Raw genomic sequence first — 15,283 nt, 5'->3', positions numbered from 1 at the left:
GGGGCGGGGGCCCCGGCCCCCGCCTCCGGGCCGCGGGGCGGCGGGCGGCGGGCTCGTCGGCCGGACGGGTGTGGGCCGCGACGTCGAGCGGGACCCGGGGGCTCCAGGGCTGCCGTGGACCACGCGCGTCGGCGGGCCGCCGGGGCTCGCGCGGGCCGCTCGGGGCCTGCGGGTCGTCCGCGCGCAGCGGGGCCCGCGCGTCGGGCTTGTCGAGGAGGGAGAGCGGCGGTTCGAGCTCGACCGGCCCGTACGGGCGGGCCTGCCGGGCCGGCGTGCCGGGAGCGGCGCCCTTCGGCGGCGTCTCGTCGATGAGCGCGGCGGGGATCAGGACGACGGCGGTGGTGCCGCCGTAGGGCGAGGGCTGGAGCGCGACCCGGACGCCTTGGCGGCGGGCGAGCCGGCTGACGACGAACAGGCCGAGCCGGTCGGTGTCGGAGAGGTCGAACTCGGGTGCCTCCGCGAGGCCGAGGTTGGCCTCCAGGAGGGCGTCGGCGCTCATGCCCAGTCCGCGGTCGTGGATTTCGAGGGTGAAGCCGTTGGGCACCCGCTCGCCGACGACCTGGACGGCGGTGTGCGGCGGGGAGAAGACGGTGGCGTTCTCCAGGAGTTCGGCCAGCAGGTGGGTCAGGTCGCCGACGGCGGGGCCCTGGACGGCCAGCGGCGGCAGCCGGCGGAGTTCGATGCGCTCGTACGCCTCGACCTCGGAGACCGCGGCGCGGACGACGTCCATCAGCTGGACGGGCTTGCGCCACTGGCGGGAGGGGGTGGCGCCGGAGAGGATCACCAGGCCCTCGGCGTGCCGGCGCATACGGGTGGTGAGGTGGTCGAGGCGGAAGAGGTCGGCGAGTTCGTCGGCGTCCTCGGTGCGGCGCTCCATGGTGTCGAGCAGCGCGAGCTGGCGGTGCAACAGGACCTGGCTGCGGCGGGCGATGTTGACGAAGACGGCGGACACGCCCCGGCGCATTTCGGCCTGTTTCACGGCGGCCTCGACGGCGGCCCGCTGGAGGGAGTTGAGGGCCCGTCCGACCTGGCCGAGTTCGTCGGTCGGGTACTCCAGGCGGGGCGCCTCGGTCTCGACGTCGATCTGTTCGCCGGCGGCGAGGCGGCGCAGGACGGCCGGGAGGCGGACGCCGGAGACCTCGTGCGCCTCGCGGCGCAGTTGCCGCAGGTCCTTGACGAGTCCGCGGCCGACGCGCCAGGAGACGACGACCGAGCAGACCAGGGCGGCGAGGCCGAGCACGCCGGCGACGGCGGCCTTGGTGAGGACCCAGGTGGCGACGGGTTCGAGCCGGTCCTCGTGGCGTTCCTGCGCGTCGCGGTCGAGGCGGGCGAGGTCGTCGAGGACGGTGCCCGCGGCGGCCTCCCAGCGCCTGCCGTCGACGATGCGGAGGGCCTTGGCGGGTCCGGCGGAGACGACCGCCTCCTCGGTGCTCTTCAGGGTCCTGGCGCCGGCGCCCCGCCAGTAGTCGTCGAAGGTCTTCTGGTCCCGGGCGGGCAGGACGGGGAGGTTGGTCGCGTAGAGGATCCTGCGTTCGGCCATGTGGTCGGCGAGCAGGCGCAGTTCGCGGGCGGAGACGGTGCGGGCGGTGAGCGCCGCGGCGAGGAGGGCGTCCTCGCGGGAGAGGGACTCGCGGGCGAAGGTGAGGCCCACCAGGGCGCGGCGCTGCTGTTCGAGGCCGGCGTCCTGGACGGAGCCGAGGAGGCTGAGGAAGTCCAGGTGGGGGGCGATGATCTCGTTGTAGGCGTGGAAGGCGCCGTCGCGGGTGACGGTGCCGCCGGCGACTTTGGCCCGCAGGGCGCCGAGGCCGGCGAGGCGGCGTTCCATGGTGTGGAACCAGTCGGCGGCGGTGGGGCTCATGTCCTCGCGTACGTCGCCGGAGGCGCCGGAGCGGAGGGCGGCGGCGGCCTTGTCGGTGGCGCGCTGGCGGGCGCGGAGGCCGGTGAGGGCGGCGGTACGGGCGCGGGCGGCGCCGGTGTCGTGGGAGCGGGGGGTGGCGAGGAGGACGAGCGTCTGGCGGCGTTCCTTCTGGAGGGCGTCGACCACGTCCTCGGCGGGGTGGCCGATTCCGCGGGTGACCTCGGCGGCGGAGAGCAGGCGGTCGGCCTCCATCCCCGTGATGACCGTGGCGAACACCCATAGGACGGTCAGGGACACCAGCGGCACCAGCAACAGTGCCACGATCTTCCGGCGGATCGATTTACCGCGAAAGCGCATGGCCTCCCCCACTGCACCCCGCGGCGCGACGGGGGTGGTGCTCCGACAGTGATGCGGCGTGAGCCTACTACTGCGGGGATTACCCCTCGAAGGGCTGTACGACCGTGCGGGCGTGGGGGGTTGGCCGTGTCGTCCCGAGTTCTCCCGTGATCAGGGGACTTCTTCCGGGACCGAACGGGACGGAACGCGGCCGGGGGCGCGGCGGGACCGGCTGTGTGATCAAGCCGAAGTGGCCGGAAGTCGCCCCCGCCCGGGGCGATCTCCGGCCATGGCTCCCGGCGTGCGCGGGCAGGCGGTACCGCGCTGAGGAGGACGTTCGCGCGCCCCGGCGCCGGCGCCCCGGCACGCGTCCTCCGGTCCGGGTTATTTTTGGCATTCCTACGGGAAAGGCCCCGAGCGGGGGCAGCCACTGGGGGAGGTGAGCCGCCAATGGACAGGGTTCGCGACGGAGGGCCGGGCAGACGGCCGGACGGACGCTCACGGGCGCGCGCGCCGCTGTGGACCGAGGAACCGGTCCACCGGCCGCGGATGCCCGATCCGGTACGCGCCGCGGCGGTGCGCGCCGTCCTCCTCGTCGCGCTGACGGCGACGTTCGCCATGGCGGCGGTGCTGCTGACCCTCGCCGGGTCGTGGCTGGCCTTTCCGGTGCTGGTCGGCACGGTGATCGGGACGGTGGCGACGACGTGGGGCGTCCTCGACGTGTGGGTGACGCGTCAGGTGTGGCGTCAGCGGCACGGGGTGGTGTCGGTGCCGAGCAGTACGGCGCGGGAGATCCGGCGGGTGCGGCGGCCTCGGTATCCCTGACGGGCGGCGCCCGGTCGCGGCCCGAACGGCACGCCGACCACGCCCGTCCGGCCCGGCCCGGTCGCGATGTCGGGCGTCGCCCACGTTGACGCCCTCGGGATCACCCGGCACCCACTGCCCGACCGCGGCCGGTCGCCCCGGCCGGGCCTCGCGCCCCTGACGCCGGCCGGCCGTACGCGACCATGGAACCCATGACTCCTTCCCAGGTCCCCTGGCTCTTCGCGGCGCTCTTCACGCCCATAGGGGCCGCCGTCGGATGCGTCGCGTTCCTCAAGGTTCGACGGACCCGGCGCCTGCTCCGGGACGGCGCGAGGGCGTCAGGCGTGGTGATGCGCCTCGAACGGACCCGTATCGCGCCGGGTTCGGACACCACGGGCCCCGACCGGGGCGTCGGAACCGCCGTGTACTACCCGGTCATCGCCTGGAGCACGAGCGACGGCCGGGCCATGGAAACCGGAACGGACATCGCCCGGCCCGGGAACAGGACTCTCCCCGTCGGCACCCGTGTCGAGGTCCGCTACGACCCGGCGGATCCGACGCGCTGGACGCTGCCGGCCGAGGGCAGCGGCTTCTGGTGGCTGTTCGTCGCGATGGGCGCGCTGTTCGTCGTGATCGGGCTGGGGTTCCTCATCGGAGCCCCGGCGAACGGACTCTGAGCGGACTCCGGACCGCCTGAGGCCGGGGGCGCCGGCCGGGGCGGGGTCCGTGACGTCGTCGAGTACGTCCTCCAGGACGCGGTGCAGCCGGGCGGCCTCCACCCGCCACTTGCGGTCCACGACCTCCTCCGGGTACTGGCTCCAGCTGACCGGCGACCAGTCGGGGCCGGGCTCCGGCGGCCCGCCGTGGAACAGCCGGGCGGCCAGCAGGGACGCGGCCTCGTCGATGACGCCCGGTTCTTCCAGCAGATCGCAGGCGGGCCGCTCGCCGAGGCGGGAGGCGAAGCCCTCCGCGAGCCGGTCCCGGCGGGACAGCTCGGTGAGCGCCGAGACGACGCCCGCGTCCAGCCGGGACGGCCAGCGGCCCATCCGCCAGGCGGGCAGGGCCACCCGGTTGAGCAGGCGGTCCCAGCCCGCGTAGGCGAGGCCGACCTGCTCCTGGGCGACGACGCGCAGCCCGTAGTCGACGGTCTGGGCGCGCTCGGAGGCCGCCGCGGCGACGCCGCGTTCCATCTCGGCGGCGTGCTCGCGGCAGGAGCGCAGCAGGAGGCGGGCCGTCCAGCCGACGAAGCCCAGCAGCGGGCGGCCGGCGGCGACCGCGACGGCCGCGTCGAGGCCGCGGACGAAGCGGCGGGCCGCCGCTATGTCCGGCTGGGCGGCCGGGCCGGTGCCCGCGACCACCGGGGCCAGCAGGGCGCGCAGCTCGGCGACGCGCATCCACCACAGGAACGGCGAGCCGATCACCAGCACGGGCGCGGCGGCCGTCCTGCGGCGCGGCAGTGGGCCGGACCGGCCGGTGCTCTCGGGGGCGGTGCGGTGCGCCGGGTGGGTGCGGTCCTCCAGCCAGCTGTCACAGTCCGGGGTGAGCGCTATGGCCGACGGGGCCGGGACGTCCATCCGGTCCGCCAGGTCACGCACCAGGCGGTAGAGGTCCGGGGCGGTCTCCTCGGGGATCGGCACGGTGGGGCTGAGCGCGGGCCGGGCCCGGGCCACCACGGCGGCCACGACACCGGCGACGGCCAGCACGGCGAGGGCCGCGGCGACGACGGCCGAACGGATCGCGCCCCCGGCGCCGCCGTCCGGGATCCGGCCCATGAGCGTGCCGGCCAGCAGCACCACGGCCGCCGCCGCGGGCAGCAGGGCGACGGCCAGCGCGGTGCTGCGGACGCGCAGGACCGCCAGGGCCCGCAGGCGCGCGGCGTGCGCGCCGGCTTCCGTACCTGCCACGAGACCGATCACCCCCAGTCGCCTGTAGTGCTCCGGCCGCCAGTTACCACCCCCCACTGTGGCACCGGCCTCTGACATCGCAATGCCGGTGGGCCAGTTGCCGGACGTCCGGCGATCGGCCTGCGCGGCACCCTAGTGGGGCGTGGGGCGTTCGTCAGCCGGTTGGCGGATCGGTCACTCGATGGAATGGCTCTGCCCAAGGGTTGGGGCGAGCGGGGTGGCGCCTGCGGCGGGCCGTGCCCCGGACCCGCCCCTTCTCCGTTTCCCGGGGGCAAGCCCCCAGGCCCCCCTTTCGCGGCTCCGCCGCTCGTCCTCAAGCGCCGGACGGGCTCAAACGGCGCGCCCGCTCCAGCCCGTCCGGCGGTTGAGAAACGGTGAAAGGGAGGGACCGGGGCACCAGCCCGCCGCAGGCGCCCCCAACCGCTACTTGCCCGCCGCGATATCCGTCCGATACTGCGCCCCGCGCATCCGCACCCGGGCCACCGCCTCGTACGCCCGCTCCCGCGCCGCGACGATGTCCGCCCCCGTCGCCGTCACGGACAGCACCCGCCCCCCGGCGCTGACGACAGCGCCCGAAGCATCACGGGCCGTCCCCGCGTGCAGCACATACGCGTCGGAGACGGCGTCCGCCTCCTCCAGGCCCTCGATGACGTCACCGGTACGCGGCGTCCCGGGGTAGTTGTGCGACGCGACGACGACGGTGACGGCCGCGTCCTCGCTCCAGCGCAGGGCCGGGAACGAGGCGAGCGAGCCCGTGGCCGCCGCGTGCAGCAGCCCGGACAGCGGCGTCTTCAGGCGCGCGAGGACGACCTGCGTCTCCGGGTCGCCGAAGCGCGCGTTGAACTCGATCACGCGGACGCCGCGCGAGGTGATCGCCAGCCCGGCGTAGAGCAGGCCGGAGAACGGCGTGCCGCGCCGCCGCAGCTCGTCGACGGTGGGCTGGAGCACGGTCCGCAGGACCTCGTCCACCAGGCCGGGCTCGGCCCAGGGCAGCGGGGAGTAGGCGCCCATGCCGCCGGTGTTCGGGCCCTGGTCGCCGTCGAGGGCGCGCTTGAAGTCCTGCGCGGGCTGAAGCGGGACGACCGTCTCGCCGTCCGTGACGGCGAACAGCGACACCTCCGGCCCGTCCAGGAACTCCTCGATCACCACCTGGTCGCAGGCGAGCGCGTGGGCGCGGGCCACGTCGACGTCGGGGGTGACGACGACGCCCTTGCCGGCCGCGAGGCCGTCGTCCTTGACGACGTAGGGCGCGCCGAAGGCGTCGAGCGCGGCGTCGATCTCGGCGGGGGTGGTGCAGACGTAGCTGCGGGCGGTGGGCACGTTCGCCGAGGCCATCACGGACTTGGCGAACGCCTTGGAGCCCTCCAGCCGCGCCGCCTCGGCGGACGGCCCGAAGGCGGGGATGCCGCGTTCGCGGACGGCGTCGGCGACGCCGGCGACCAGCGGGGCCTCCGGGCCGACGACGACGAGGTCGGCGCCGAGGGAGGCGGCCAGTTCCGCCACCGCCGAGCCGTCGAGGGCGTCGACCGGGTGCACCTGGGCGAGCTCGGCGATGCCGGCGTTGCCGGGAGCGCAGTGCAGGGCGGTGACGTCGGGGTCGAGGGACAGGGAGCGGCACAGGGCGTGTTCGCGGGCGCCGCCGCCGATGACGAGGACCTTCACGGGTGTCACCCTATTGCCTTTCGGAACGATCAACGCCGTGCGTCCCGGCTCCCCCATGTCTCACGTCAGGCCTCGTCAGAACGTTTCGCCGCTCCCGCCCCGTCACGTCCACACAGGCCACCCACTCTTTCGGGTGAGGGGGATATCGCCCCCTATACCCGATTCCCTGGCACTTACGGGCGGCAAAGGAGCGATCCGGCACACAAGGCCAACCGTTCGGCGGTAGGAAAGAGGCGGTGACAGGGGTACGGAGCAGCAGCGGTGAAGAGGGAGTGCAGGGGTGAGCCAGCCTGAGATGCAGCCCGAGGGGCTCCCCAAGGAGCAGGACGGGAGGCACCGGGGAGACCTGCGCGGCCGGACCTTCCCGCTCGGCGACTGGGGGGAGCCCGCTCAGCGGCTCGACGAGCTGTACCGGTGGGTGGAGAGCGGCGCGCTCCTCCTCGCCGACTGGTATCTCGCCGACCGCGCCTGGAAACGCCGTTGGGCCCGCGCCCTGCGGGTGGCCGCCGCGGTCTTCGCGGTGATCGGCGCGGCGCTGCCGCTGCTGGAGCTGACGAAGGTGATGCGCTCCGGCTCGACTTGGGCGTTCCTCGCCCTGCTCGGTGCCGTCGCGTGCGTCGCCTGCGACCGCTACTTCGGTCTGACGACGGGGTGGATGCGGGCGGTGTCGACGGCCCAGGCCGTGCAACGGCGGTTGGAGGCGCTGCAGTTCGACTGGGCGTCGGAGTGCGTGCGCGAGGTGCTGGGTCCGACCGAGGGGACGGCGAGCGAGGCGGCCGAGCGCTGTCTGACGGTGCTGCGCCGCTTCTCCGAGGACGTCTCGGAGCTGGTCCGTGCCGAAACGGCCGACTGGATGGTCGAGTTCCGGGCCGGTCCGGCTCCGCTGCTCACCCAGTCGCTGGTGGCCTGGGGGCCGCGGGGGGAGAACGGCGGGCCCGTCGGCCGCTTCCCGCTGCCGCCCGGCTCGCGGCCGAACATGCCGCGCCAGCGTCCGCCGGAGTCCCCCCGCTGACGGCGGACGGCGGGGGTCGGCCCGGTACGGCGCAGCCGCCCGTACCGGGCCGACCCGTTTCCGAAAGCTTTCCGCACCCGGCCCGGCGGGACCGGCCGCACACGCTCCCGGTCAGCTGAAGACGATCATCGAGCCCTGCCCCAGGCTGCGTGTGACCGCCGCGTGCAGCCCCAGCCAGACATGCCGCTCGCGCGCGAACGGACTGTCGTCCGCCGGCCCCGGCGCGGCCCGTTCGTCCAGGGCCGTGGGCTGCCGCGGCGCGGCGGGCGGCGCGGGCGGATTGGCCGGATCGATGCCCAGCACCGGCGCGACGGCGAGGAGCTCGCGCAGCAGGCCGTGGCTCGACCCCAACGGCCCGCCGCCTTCCAGGAGTTCGTCGCTCGTCAGCGGATGCGCGAAGTCCACGGGCACATAGGCACCCGCGTGGTCGTAGTGCCACACCAGGTGCGACCGCTGGGCCGTGGGTTCGAACATCTCCAGCAACTGCTCGTAGTCCCCGCCCAGTTCGTCGACGGGGGTGACCGTCAGCCCGCACAGGTTCAGCAGGTGAGCGCGGCGGAGGAAGTGGAGCGCGTCGTAGTCGAAGCCCGCGACCGGGGCCACGTCCCCGGAGAGGCCCGGCATATAGCCGAAGACGGGGACGGGGGGCAGTCCGGCCGCGCCGAGGGCCCGGTCGTAGACGGCGATCTCTTCGGCGAAGGGGTTGTCGGGGCTGTGGCACAGCACGTCGACGAGGGGGACAAGCCAGAGGTCACATGCCACGTGAGCTCACTCTCTGTTCGCCTTCGGTGCGATGGTCGGGCCAGGGTAGTGCCGCTCAGCTGGTTGTCACACAGGGCCGACGGACATGGACGCATGGGTTCCGTCCGGTTTCGGGCACGCCCGGGTTCACCTCCCCCGGCGCACGTCCCACACCCAGACGCCCCCGACCCACCGCGGTCGCGTCCCGGTCAGCCGCTCGACGGTCTCCCGCAGCGGGTCCGCCCGGTCCTGCGGCGGCAGGACGATCGCGTCGGCCCGCCACGTGGCCAGGTCCCGGCCGAACGCGTGGCGCGTCCGGTCGTCGACGTCCGCCGCCCGGCCGGTCTCACGGACCTTCTTCAGGAGTTCGGCGGTGACGGTGGGGACGGGACCGTAGATGCCCCGCCGGTCCGGCCCGTCGGGCCCGTTGAAGTAGCCGCCGGGCAGGGTGAAGCCGAAGTCCGCCCGCACCTGCCAGCCCAGCGCCGTGGCCTGCCCCGGGTCCGGCACGGGCACCGGCACCAGCGAGCGGCCCGGCCGTACGTAGTCCCGCCAGTGGCCGTCCGCGACGAACGCCGGGACCGGCGCGCGCTCGACGGTCCGGTACGGCGTGGGCAGCAGCGGCACCAGCGCGACGGCCAGCGCCGCCCCGGCCGCCAGCCGCCGCCCCTCCGCCCGCTCGCCGCGCGCACGGCGGGCCGCCAACCGGTCGCAGGCGAGGGCGAGCAGGATGCCGAGGGCCGGGACGCAGACCATGGCCGTACGGGACTCGATGACGGACTCGAACAGCGGCAGCCGGCCCACGACCCGCCACGGGCCGGGCAGCGTGTGGTCCGTACCCGGCAGCGGGATGTCCCGCCCGAGCGAGAGCACAGCGGCGGCCAGGGCGGTGAACCCCAGGGCACGGACCAGGGGCCGCCGCCGCATCCGTATGACGAGGACGGTCGCCAGCAGGATCAGGGGCCAGCCGAAGAACGCGTTCTCCTCGGTCCGGTTCATGGACAGCGAGGCCGCGACGCGCTCGTCCCCGGCCAGCGACCGGGTCGCGAACTCCAGCAGCGCGAACGGGTGGTTGCCGGCCGACCCGTGCAGCACGCTGTGGTAGCTCTGCGCCCCGAAGAACTGCCGGTACAGCGGCACGGCCAGCAGCACCACCGCCACGAGCGCCGCCACGCCCAGCCCGCGCAGCAGCGGCCCGGCGGCCCGCCGCGCCGTGCCGGGCGCGGCGACGGCGTACGCGAAGGCGAAGAGGAGCAGCCCGGTCACGGCCAGCAGCAGCACCTCCTCGCCGAGGAAGACCTGGTAGACGAGGAGCAGGCCGAGGATCACGCCGTCCCGGCGGGTCCGTCCGCCGTCGCACAGCCGCAGCGCCCGTTCGATGATCAGCGGGATGGCGAACAGGACGGCGAAGTTGGGGTGCGCGGTGCCGTGCGAGACCATCGGCGGCGCGAAGGCACAGAATCCGCCGCCCAGCGCCGCCGCCCACCGCGCGCGGACGAAGCGTTTCGCCAGCAGCCGGTACCAGGCCCAGGCGGTCGCGGCCACCCCGCCGGTGAGCACCACCGCCCAGGTGACGTGCGGGCCCAAGGCGATCGTCAGGGGCGCGAGGGGGACGGAGACGCCCATCATGGTCGTGTTCGCCATGAGGTTGACGCCGTAGGGGTGGTTCTGGAGGTCGGTGAAGAACGGGTCGCGCAGGTGGGCGATATTGTCCGCGGTGACCGCGAAGAACCACTCCCACTGCTGCTGGTCCGAGGCCGAGTCCACCAGGTACGCGGTCCCGGGCGCCGCCCACAGCCCGCCGTACAGGAAGAAGGCGAGCAGCAGGTAGAGGGCGGCGGCGGTCGGTCCGACCGGCCCCGCCGCCCGCATCCGCAGCCGGACCAGGTCGCCGAGGACGGCGGCGTAGGCCGGCGGGCGGAGCTTCGAGCCGGGGCGGTGGTCCCAGCGGACGGGCACTTCCGCGACCGTCCAGCCGTGGCGGCGGAAGAGGCTGAGGATCTCGACGTCGAAGGCCCAGCCGTTCAGCCGGGACGCGGCGAACGCCGTCCGCGCCCGCTCGCCCTCGAAGAGCTTGAAGCCGCACTGGGTGTCCCGCACCCCGGGTGCGGCCAGCGCCCGGATCACCCCGGCGCCCGCCCGGCCCAGGGCCTCGCGCAGGGCGTGCTGGCGAATGCCTATGCGCGAGCCGGGCAGCGCCCGCGAGCCGACGGCCGCGGCGGCGCCCTCGTCCAACCGGGCGGCGAGGAGCGGGAGTTCCTCCATGGGGGTGGCCAGGTCGGCGTCGGTGACCAGGACGCGCCGGCCGCGCGAGGCCAGGACGCCGGTGCGGACGGCGTGGCCCTTGCCGCGGTTGGCGGGCGAGCCGAGCAGCCGGACGCGGGGGTCCTCCGCGGCGGCGGCCCGGACCACGTCGGCCGTGCCGTCCGTCGACCCGTCGTCGACGACGATCAGCTCCCAGTCGTCCGTCCCCTCCCCGTCGAGGTGGTCCCGGATCGCCTTGAGGCTCGGGGCGAGGCGGTCCTCCTCGTTGTAGGCCGGAACGACCACGGACAGGCCTACGGTGCCGGTGGGCGGCCCGTCGGCGGGCGGCCACGGCGGTTTCTCGGACGTCATGTCCTCAAGACGGTCCGGCAGATCGTTGGGTTGCACATCCACTCTCCGATTCCCCGGCGGAGTGACCGGGATTACCCGCGGCGGCCCGGTCGTCAGGACGCCCTCCAAGGTGCCGTGGAAACGGGACCCGGCAGCCGGTCAGCCCGTCAGCGACCTGATCAGCGTCAGGGCGTGCGTGTTGTACCCGGTGATGATCCGCTGCACCGCCCCGCCCTCCCGGCGGGCCAGCGCCTCCACCATCTCCACGTGGCCGCACCACAGCCGGCCGCGCAGGTCGCCGACCCGGCGCAGCAGCGGGACCATGAACACCCAGCACTGCACCCGGACCCGGTCCAGGAAGTCGGAGATGTACGGATTCCCGACGAGGCTCGCGAACTCGCGCCAGAAGCGCAGGTCGTAGCCGATGAGGATGTCCAGGTCACCGGCGTTCGCGGCCCGGGCGGCCTCCTCGGCGCGGCGCCGGACGGACGCCAGGACGGACGGGGTGGCGGCACCCAGCGCCTGTTCGGTGGCGTGCCGGTACATCCCCTCCAGCATCATCGTGCGCGCCTCGACCATGGCCAGGAAGTCCGCGTACGAGAACTCCCGCACCCGGTAGCCCTTGTGCAGCTCGACGTGGAGCAGCCCCTGGGAGCACAGGTCGAGCAGCGCCTCGCGGACGGGGGTGGCCGAGACGCCGTAGCTCTCGGCTATCTCCTTGACGGTGAACTGGCGTCCCGCCGGGAGCCGGCCCGCGATGACCTCCTCGCGCAGGGCGTCGGCGATCTGTGAGCGCAGCGTCGTGCGCTTGACAGCGTCGCTGCCGGGCATGGTGTCCGTCTCCCCTTCCGTGACCGCGCGCCGGCGCGCGAACGGCCCTCGCAACAAGATAGGCGAGGGCCGTCGGGGAGCGTACCGGCCCGTCCCGGCGGGACGGGGCCGCGGGGCGGGTCAGGCGGTGTGCGCGTCCGCCGCGGTGAGCGCCTCGTCCAGCAGGGCGAGGCCGTCCTTGGCCTCGGCCTCGGTGATCGTGCAGGGCGGGACGGCGTGCGTCCGGTTCATGTTGACGAAGGGCCACAGGCCCGCGGCGCGGCAGGCTGCGGTGAAGGCGGCCATCGGGGCGTTGTCCTCCCCCGAGGCGTTGTACGGCACCAGGGGCTCCCGGGTGGCGCGGTCGCGGACCAGCTCCAGCGCCCAGAAGACGCCGGTGCCGCGCACCTCGCCCACCGACGGGTGGCGCTCGGCGAGCTCCCGCAGTCCGGGGCCGAGGACCTCGTCGCCGATGCGGGCGGCGTTCTCGACGATGCCCTCCTCGGCCATCGTCTCGATCGTCGCCACGGCGGCGGCGCAGGCCAGCGGGTGCCCGGAGTAGGTGAGGCCGCCCGGGTAGGGGCGCCGGTCGAAGGTCGCGGCGATCTCCGCCGAGATGGCGACGCCGCCGAGCGGAACGTAGCCGGAGTTGACGCCCTTGGCGAAGGTGAGCAGGTCGGGGACGACGTCCCAGTGGTCGGCGGCGAACCAGCGGCCGGTGCGGCCGAAGCCCGCCATCACCTCGTCCAGGACGAGCACGACGCCGTACTTGTCGCACAGCTTCCGCACCCCGGGCAGGTAGCCGGGCGGCGGCGGCATGATGCCCGCCGTGCCGGGGACGGTCTCCAGGACGATCGCCGCGACGGTCTGCGGCCCCTCGAAGACGAGCACGTCCTCCAGGTGCCGCAGGGCCCGCTCGCACTCCTGCTCCTCGGTCTCCGCGTGGAACGGGGAGCGGTAGAGGAAGGGCGTCCAGAAGTGCACCACGCCGGCGGAGCCGGTATCGGACGCCCAGCGGCGCGGGTCGCCGGTGAGGTTGATCGCGGCGGCGGTCGCGCCGTGGTACGAGCGGTAGGCGGCGAGCACCTTGGGCCGGCCGGTGTGCAGCCGGGCCATGCGGACGGCGTTCTCGACGGCCTCCGCGCCGCCGTTGGTGAAGAAGATCTTGTCGAGGTCGCCGGGCGTCCGCTCGGCGATCAGCCGGGCCGCCTCGGCGCGCACGTCGACGGCGAAGCCGGGCGCGATCGTGCAGAGCCGTCCGGCCTGTTCCCGGATCGCCGCGACGACCTTGGGGTGCTGGTGGCCGATGTTGGTGTTGACGAGCTGGGACGAGAAGTCGAGATAGCGGTTGCCGTCGTGGTCCCAGAAGTACGCGCCCTCGGCACCCGCGACGGCGAGCGGGTCGATGAGGGCCTGGGCGGACCAGGAGTGGAAGACGTGGGCGCGGTCGGTGGCCTTGACGGCGGCACCACGGGACGGATCGGGCTGCGTACTCACGGCGGCGACCTCGGCGGTTCGACGGTTCGGCGGGCCGTCGGCCGGCGGTGCCCCGGCCGTCGCGGCCACGGAACCGTCCTGCGCCGACGCGGCCCCAGCGTACGGCGGACACCCGGGCGCGAGGCACCGGCACACTGTCCGGAACCCGGCGCCCGCGGCGACACAGTGCCGGACCGGCGCACGCCCCGGCGTCCCGCGAATCACCGCGCCGGAAATCCCGATTCGCCTCGGTTTCGCATGCTACGTTCGTCGCCAGTTGCAGTGGTGGTACCCATATGACATGTGCGCCCGACGGTCTGTGACCTCGGGCGCACTTCTCTTTCCGGGCCTCCGGAACACCCTCCCGGCCCCCGTCCCCCCAAGAATTCCGCACCCCGTGCGGAAATTCCCGCGCACCGCCTATCGAGGAGTCACCTTGGCTACTGGCATCGTGAAATGGTTCAACTCGGAGAAGGGCTTCGGCTTCATCCAGCAGGACGGCGGCGGCGCCGACGTCTTCGCGCACTACTCCAACATCGCGACCACCGGCTTCCGGGAGCTGACGGAAGGCCAGAAGGTCACCTTCGACATCACCCAGGGCCACAAGGGCCCGCAGGCGGAGAACATCATCCCCGCCTGAACCGGGCGCACCGCGTCCGGAGGGCCGGAACCCCGCTCTTTCCCGCGCGGGGCTCCGGCCCTCTTGCCGTCCGGCTATCCTCCCGCTCTGGAACAACGGGGGAAATACGGGGGGAAGGAGTGCTGACGGCATGGATGCCCTGTCGCCCGAAGACCCACGCACACTCGGCGCCTACCGGCTGCTCGGCCGGCTCGGCGCGGGCGGCATGGGCCGGGTCTATCTGGCCCGCTCGGACCGCGGCCGGACGGTCGCGGTCAAACTCGTGCAGCCGGAGCTGGCCGGCCAGGAGGAGTTCCGCGGCCGCTTCCGCCGCGAGGTGCAGGCGGCCCGCCGGGTCGGCGGGGAGTGGACCGCCCCCGTACTCGACGCCGACACCGAGGCGGAGGTGCCCTGGGTCGCCACCGGCTACATCGCGGGCCCCTCGCTGCGCCAGGTCGTCGGCCGCGACTTCGGGCCGCTGCCCGAACGTTCCGTCCGCATCCTCGCGGCCGGACTGGCCCGCGCCCTCCAGGCCGTGCACGCCGCGGGCATCGTCCACCGCGACCTCAAGCCGTCCAACGTCCTGATCACACTGGACGGGCCGCGCGTCATCGACTTCGGCATCGCGCGCGCCCTGGAAGGGGTGACGGAAGGCGACCTCACCCGCACCGGGGCGGCCGTCGGCTCCCCCGGCTTCATGTCGCCCGAGCAGGTGCGCGGCCGGGAGGTCACGCCCGCGAGCGACGTGTTCTGCATGGGCTCGGTGCTCGCCTACGCCGCCACCGGGAGGATGCCCTTCGGGACGACCGACAGCGGCTTCCACGCGCTGATGTTCCGCGTGGCGGAGGAGGAGCCGGACCTCACCGGCGTCCCCGAGCCGCTGCTCCCGCTGATCACCGACTGCCTGGCCAAGGACCCCGCCGCCCGGCCCACCCCGGAGCAGGTGCTGGAGCGCACCGGCGCCCGCGAGGAGCTGACCGACCTGCGGTCCGCCGAGCCGTGGCTGCCGGCCGGGCTGATCGCCCAGCTGGGCCGGCACGCCGTGCGGCTGCTCGACGCCGAGGACCCGGCCGAGGCCGAACCGGCGCCGGGCTCCATATCCGCGTCCGAGCGGCCCACGGACGTCGTCCCCCGGCTCGACGGCGGCGGCACGCCGCCCCCGCCCGTACGGCCGCCGGCGGACCCGCCGACCATGACGGCGGTCACGACCTCCACCGGTTCCGGGTACGCCGGCCACACCGGCCAGCCGCCCCCGCCGCCGCCCGGCTACGGCTATCCGCAGCACCCCGGCGCGTACGGCCCGCCGCCCGTCGGCTATCCGCCGCGGCCGGCGTCCCGGTCCCGCAAGCCGCTGATCCTCGTCGCCATCGCGGCGGCGGGGCTGCTGGCGGGCGCCGGCACGGTGTACGTGGTGAAGCACCAGACGGGGAACCAGGCGTCCCCCACCCCCACGATGTCTCTTATAC

11 protein-coding genes and 1 pseudogene are annotated in these 15,283 nt (G+C 74.5%); 5 read left to right on the top strand and 7 right to left on the bottom strand.

The features are described 5' to 3' along the window. Positions 1 to 2,215 (bottom strand): nitrate- and nitrite sensing domain-containing protein (locus ACSNOK_RS20430; RefSeq protein WP_436782165.1); only part of this gene is annotated, 2,215 nt, incomplete at its 3' end. A gap of 528 nt (positions 2,216 to 2,743) precedes the next feature. Here ACSNOK_RS20430 and ACSNOK_RS20425 point away from each other — a divergent pair. Both ACSNOK_RS20425 and ACSNOK_RS20420 read left to right on the top strand, forming a co-directional pair. Beyond that, a complete protein-coding gene (locus tag ACSNOK_RS20425) occupies positions 2,744 to 3,019 on the top strand; it encodes a hypothetical protein (protein ID WP_436782164.1) in 276 nt (91 codons plus the stop codon). A 182-nt stretch (positions 3,020 to 3,201) separates the two neighbouring features. Then, the gene (locus tag ACSNOK_RS20420) at positions 3,202 to 3,675 is read left to right on the top strand and encodes a DUF3592 domain-containing protein (RefSeq protein ID WP_436782168.1); all 474 of its coding nucleotides are present in this window, start codon (positions 3,202 to 3,204) and stop codon (positions 3,673 to 3,675) included. A 24-nt stretch (positions 3,676 to 3,699) separates the two neighbouring features. Here the strand turns inward: ACSNOK_RS20420 and ACSNOK_RS20415 are convergent. Both ACSNOK_RS20415 and purD read right to left on the bottom strand, forming a co-directional pair. Then, positions 3,700 to 4,911 (bottom strand): annotated as a pseudogene (locus ACSNOK_RS20415) (hypothetical protein); the annotation flags it as partial. 414 nt (positions 4,912 to 5,325) lie between these two features. Next, the gene (gene purD, locus ACSNOK_RS20410) at positions 5,326 to 6,564 is read right to left on the bottom strand and encodes a phosphoribosylamine--glycine ligase (RefSeq protein ID WP_436782163.1); all 1,239 of its coding nucleotides are present in this window, start codon (positions 6,562 to 6,564) and stop codon (positions 5,326 to 5,328) included. A 295-nt stretch (positions 6,565 to 6,859) separates the two neighbouring features. On the opposite strand from purD, the gene ACSNOK_RS20405 reads away from it, so the two are divergent. Continuing rightward, the gene (locus tag ACSNOK_RS20405) at positions 6,860 to 7,576 is read left to right on the top strand and encodes an SLATT domain-containing protein (RefSeq protein WP_436782167.1); all 717 of its coding nucleotides are present in this window, start codon (positions 6,860 to 6,862) and stop codon (positions 7,574 to 7,576) included. Between the two features lie 111 nt (positions 7,577 to 7,687). Here the strand turns inward: ACSNOK_RS20405 and ACSNOK_RS20400 are convergent, their stop codons facing one another. The 4 genes from ACSNOK_RS20400 to ACSNOK_RS20385 form a co-directional block, all read right to left on the bottom strand. Next, the gene (locus ACSNOK_RS20400) at positions 7,688 to 8,338 is read right to left on the bottom strand and encodes a hypothetical protein (protein ID WP_436782162.1); all 651 of its coding nucleotides are present in this window, start codon (positions 8,336 to 8,338) and stop codon (positions 7,688 to 7,690) included. A gap of 126 nt (positions 8,339 to 8,464) precedes the next feature. Beyond that, positions 8,465 to 10,933 (bottom strand): dolichyl-phosphate beta-glucosyltransferase, encoded by a 2,469-nt coding sequence (locus ACSNOK_RS20395; RefSeq protein WP_436782166.1) that lies wholly within the window; start codon positions 10,931 to 10,933, stop codon positions 8,465 to 8,467. A 138-nt stretch (positions 10,934 to 11,071) separates the two neighbouring features. Beyond that, positions 11,072 to 11,743: a GntR family transcriptional regulator gene (locus tag ACSNOK_RS20390; RefSeq protein ID WP_436782161.1), complete on the bottom strand. Its 672-nt coding sequence runs from the start codon at positions 11,741 to 11,743 to the stop codon at positions 11,072 to 11,074. 120 nt (positions 11,744 to 11,863) lie between these two features. Then, positions 11,864 to 13,219 carry an aspartate aminotransferase family protein gene (locus tag ACSNOK_RS20385; protein ID WP_436782160.1) on the bottom strand — a complete coding sequence of 452 codons (1,356 nt, stop codon included), beginning with the start codon at positions 13,217 to 13,219 and terminating at the stop codon, positions 11,864 to 11,866. Positions 13,220 to 13,634: 415 nt separating this feature from the next. Here ACSNOK_RS20385 and ACSNOK_RS20380 point away from each other — a divergent pair, with 415 nt between their 5' ends. Beyond that, entirely contained in the window at positions 13,635 to 13,838 is a 204-nt protein-coding gene (locus ACSNOK_RS20380; protein ID WP_004945819.1) for a cold-shock protein, read from the top strand. Between the two features lie 130 nt (positions 13,839 to 13,968). After that, a partial coding sequence (locus tag ACSNOK_RS20375) for a serine/threonine-protein kinase (RefSeq protein ID WP_436782159.1) occupies positions 13,969 to 15,283 on the top strand: 1,315 nt, incomplete at its 3' end.

It is taken from the genome of Streptomyces sp. URMC 126, from assembly GCF_051386555.1.
Lineage (GTDB): Bacteria > Actinomycetota > Actinomycetes > Streptomycetales > Streptomycetaceae > Streptomyces.
This window is presented reverse-complemented; position numbering and strand designations above follow the sequence as displayed.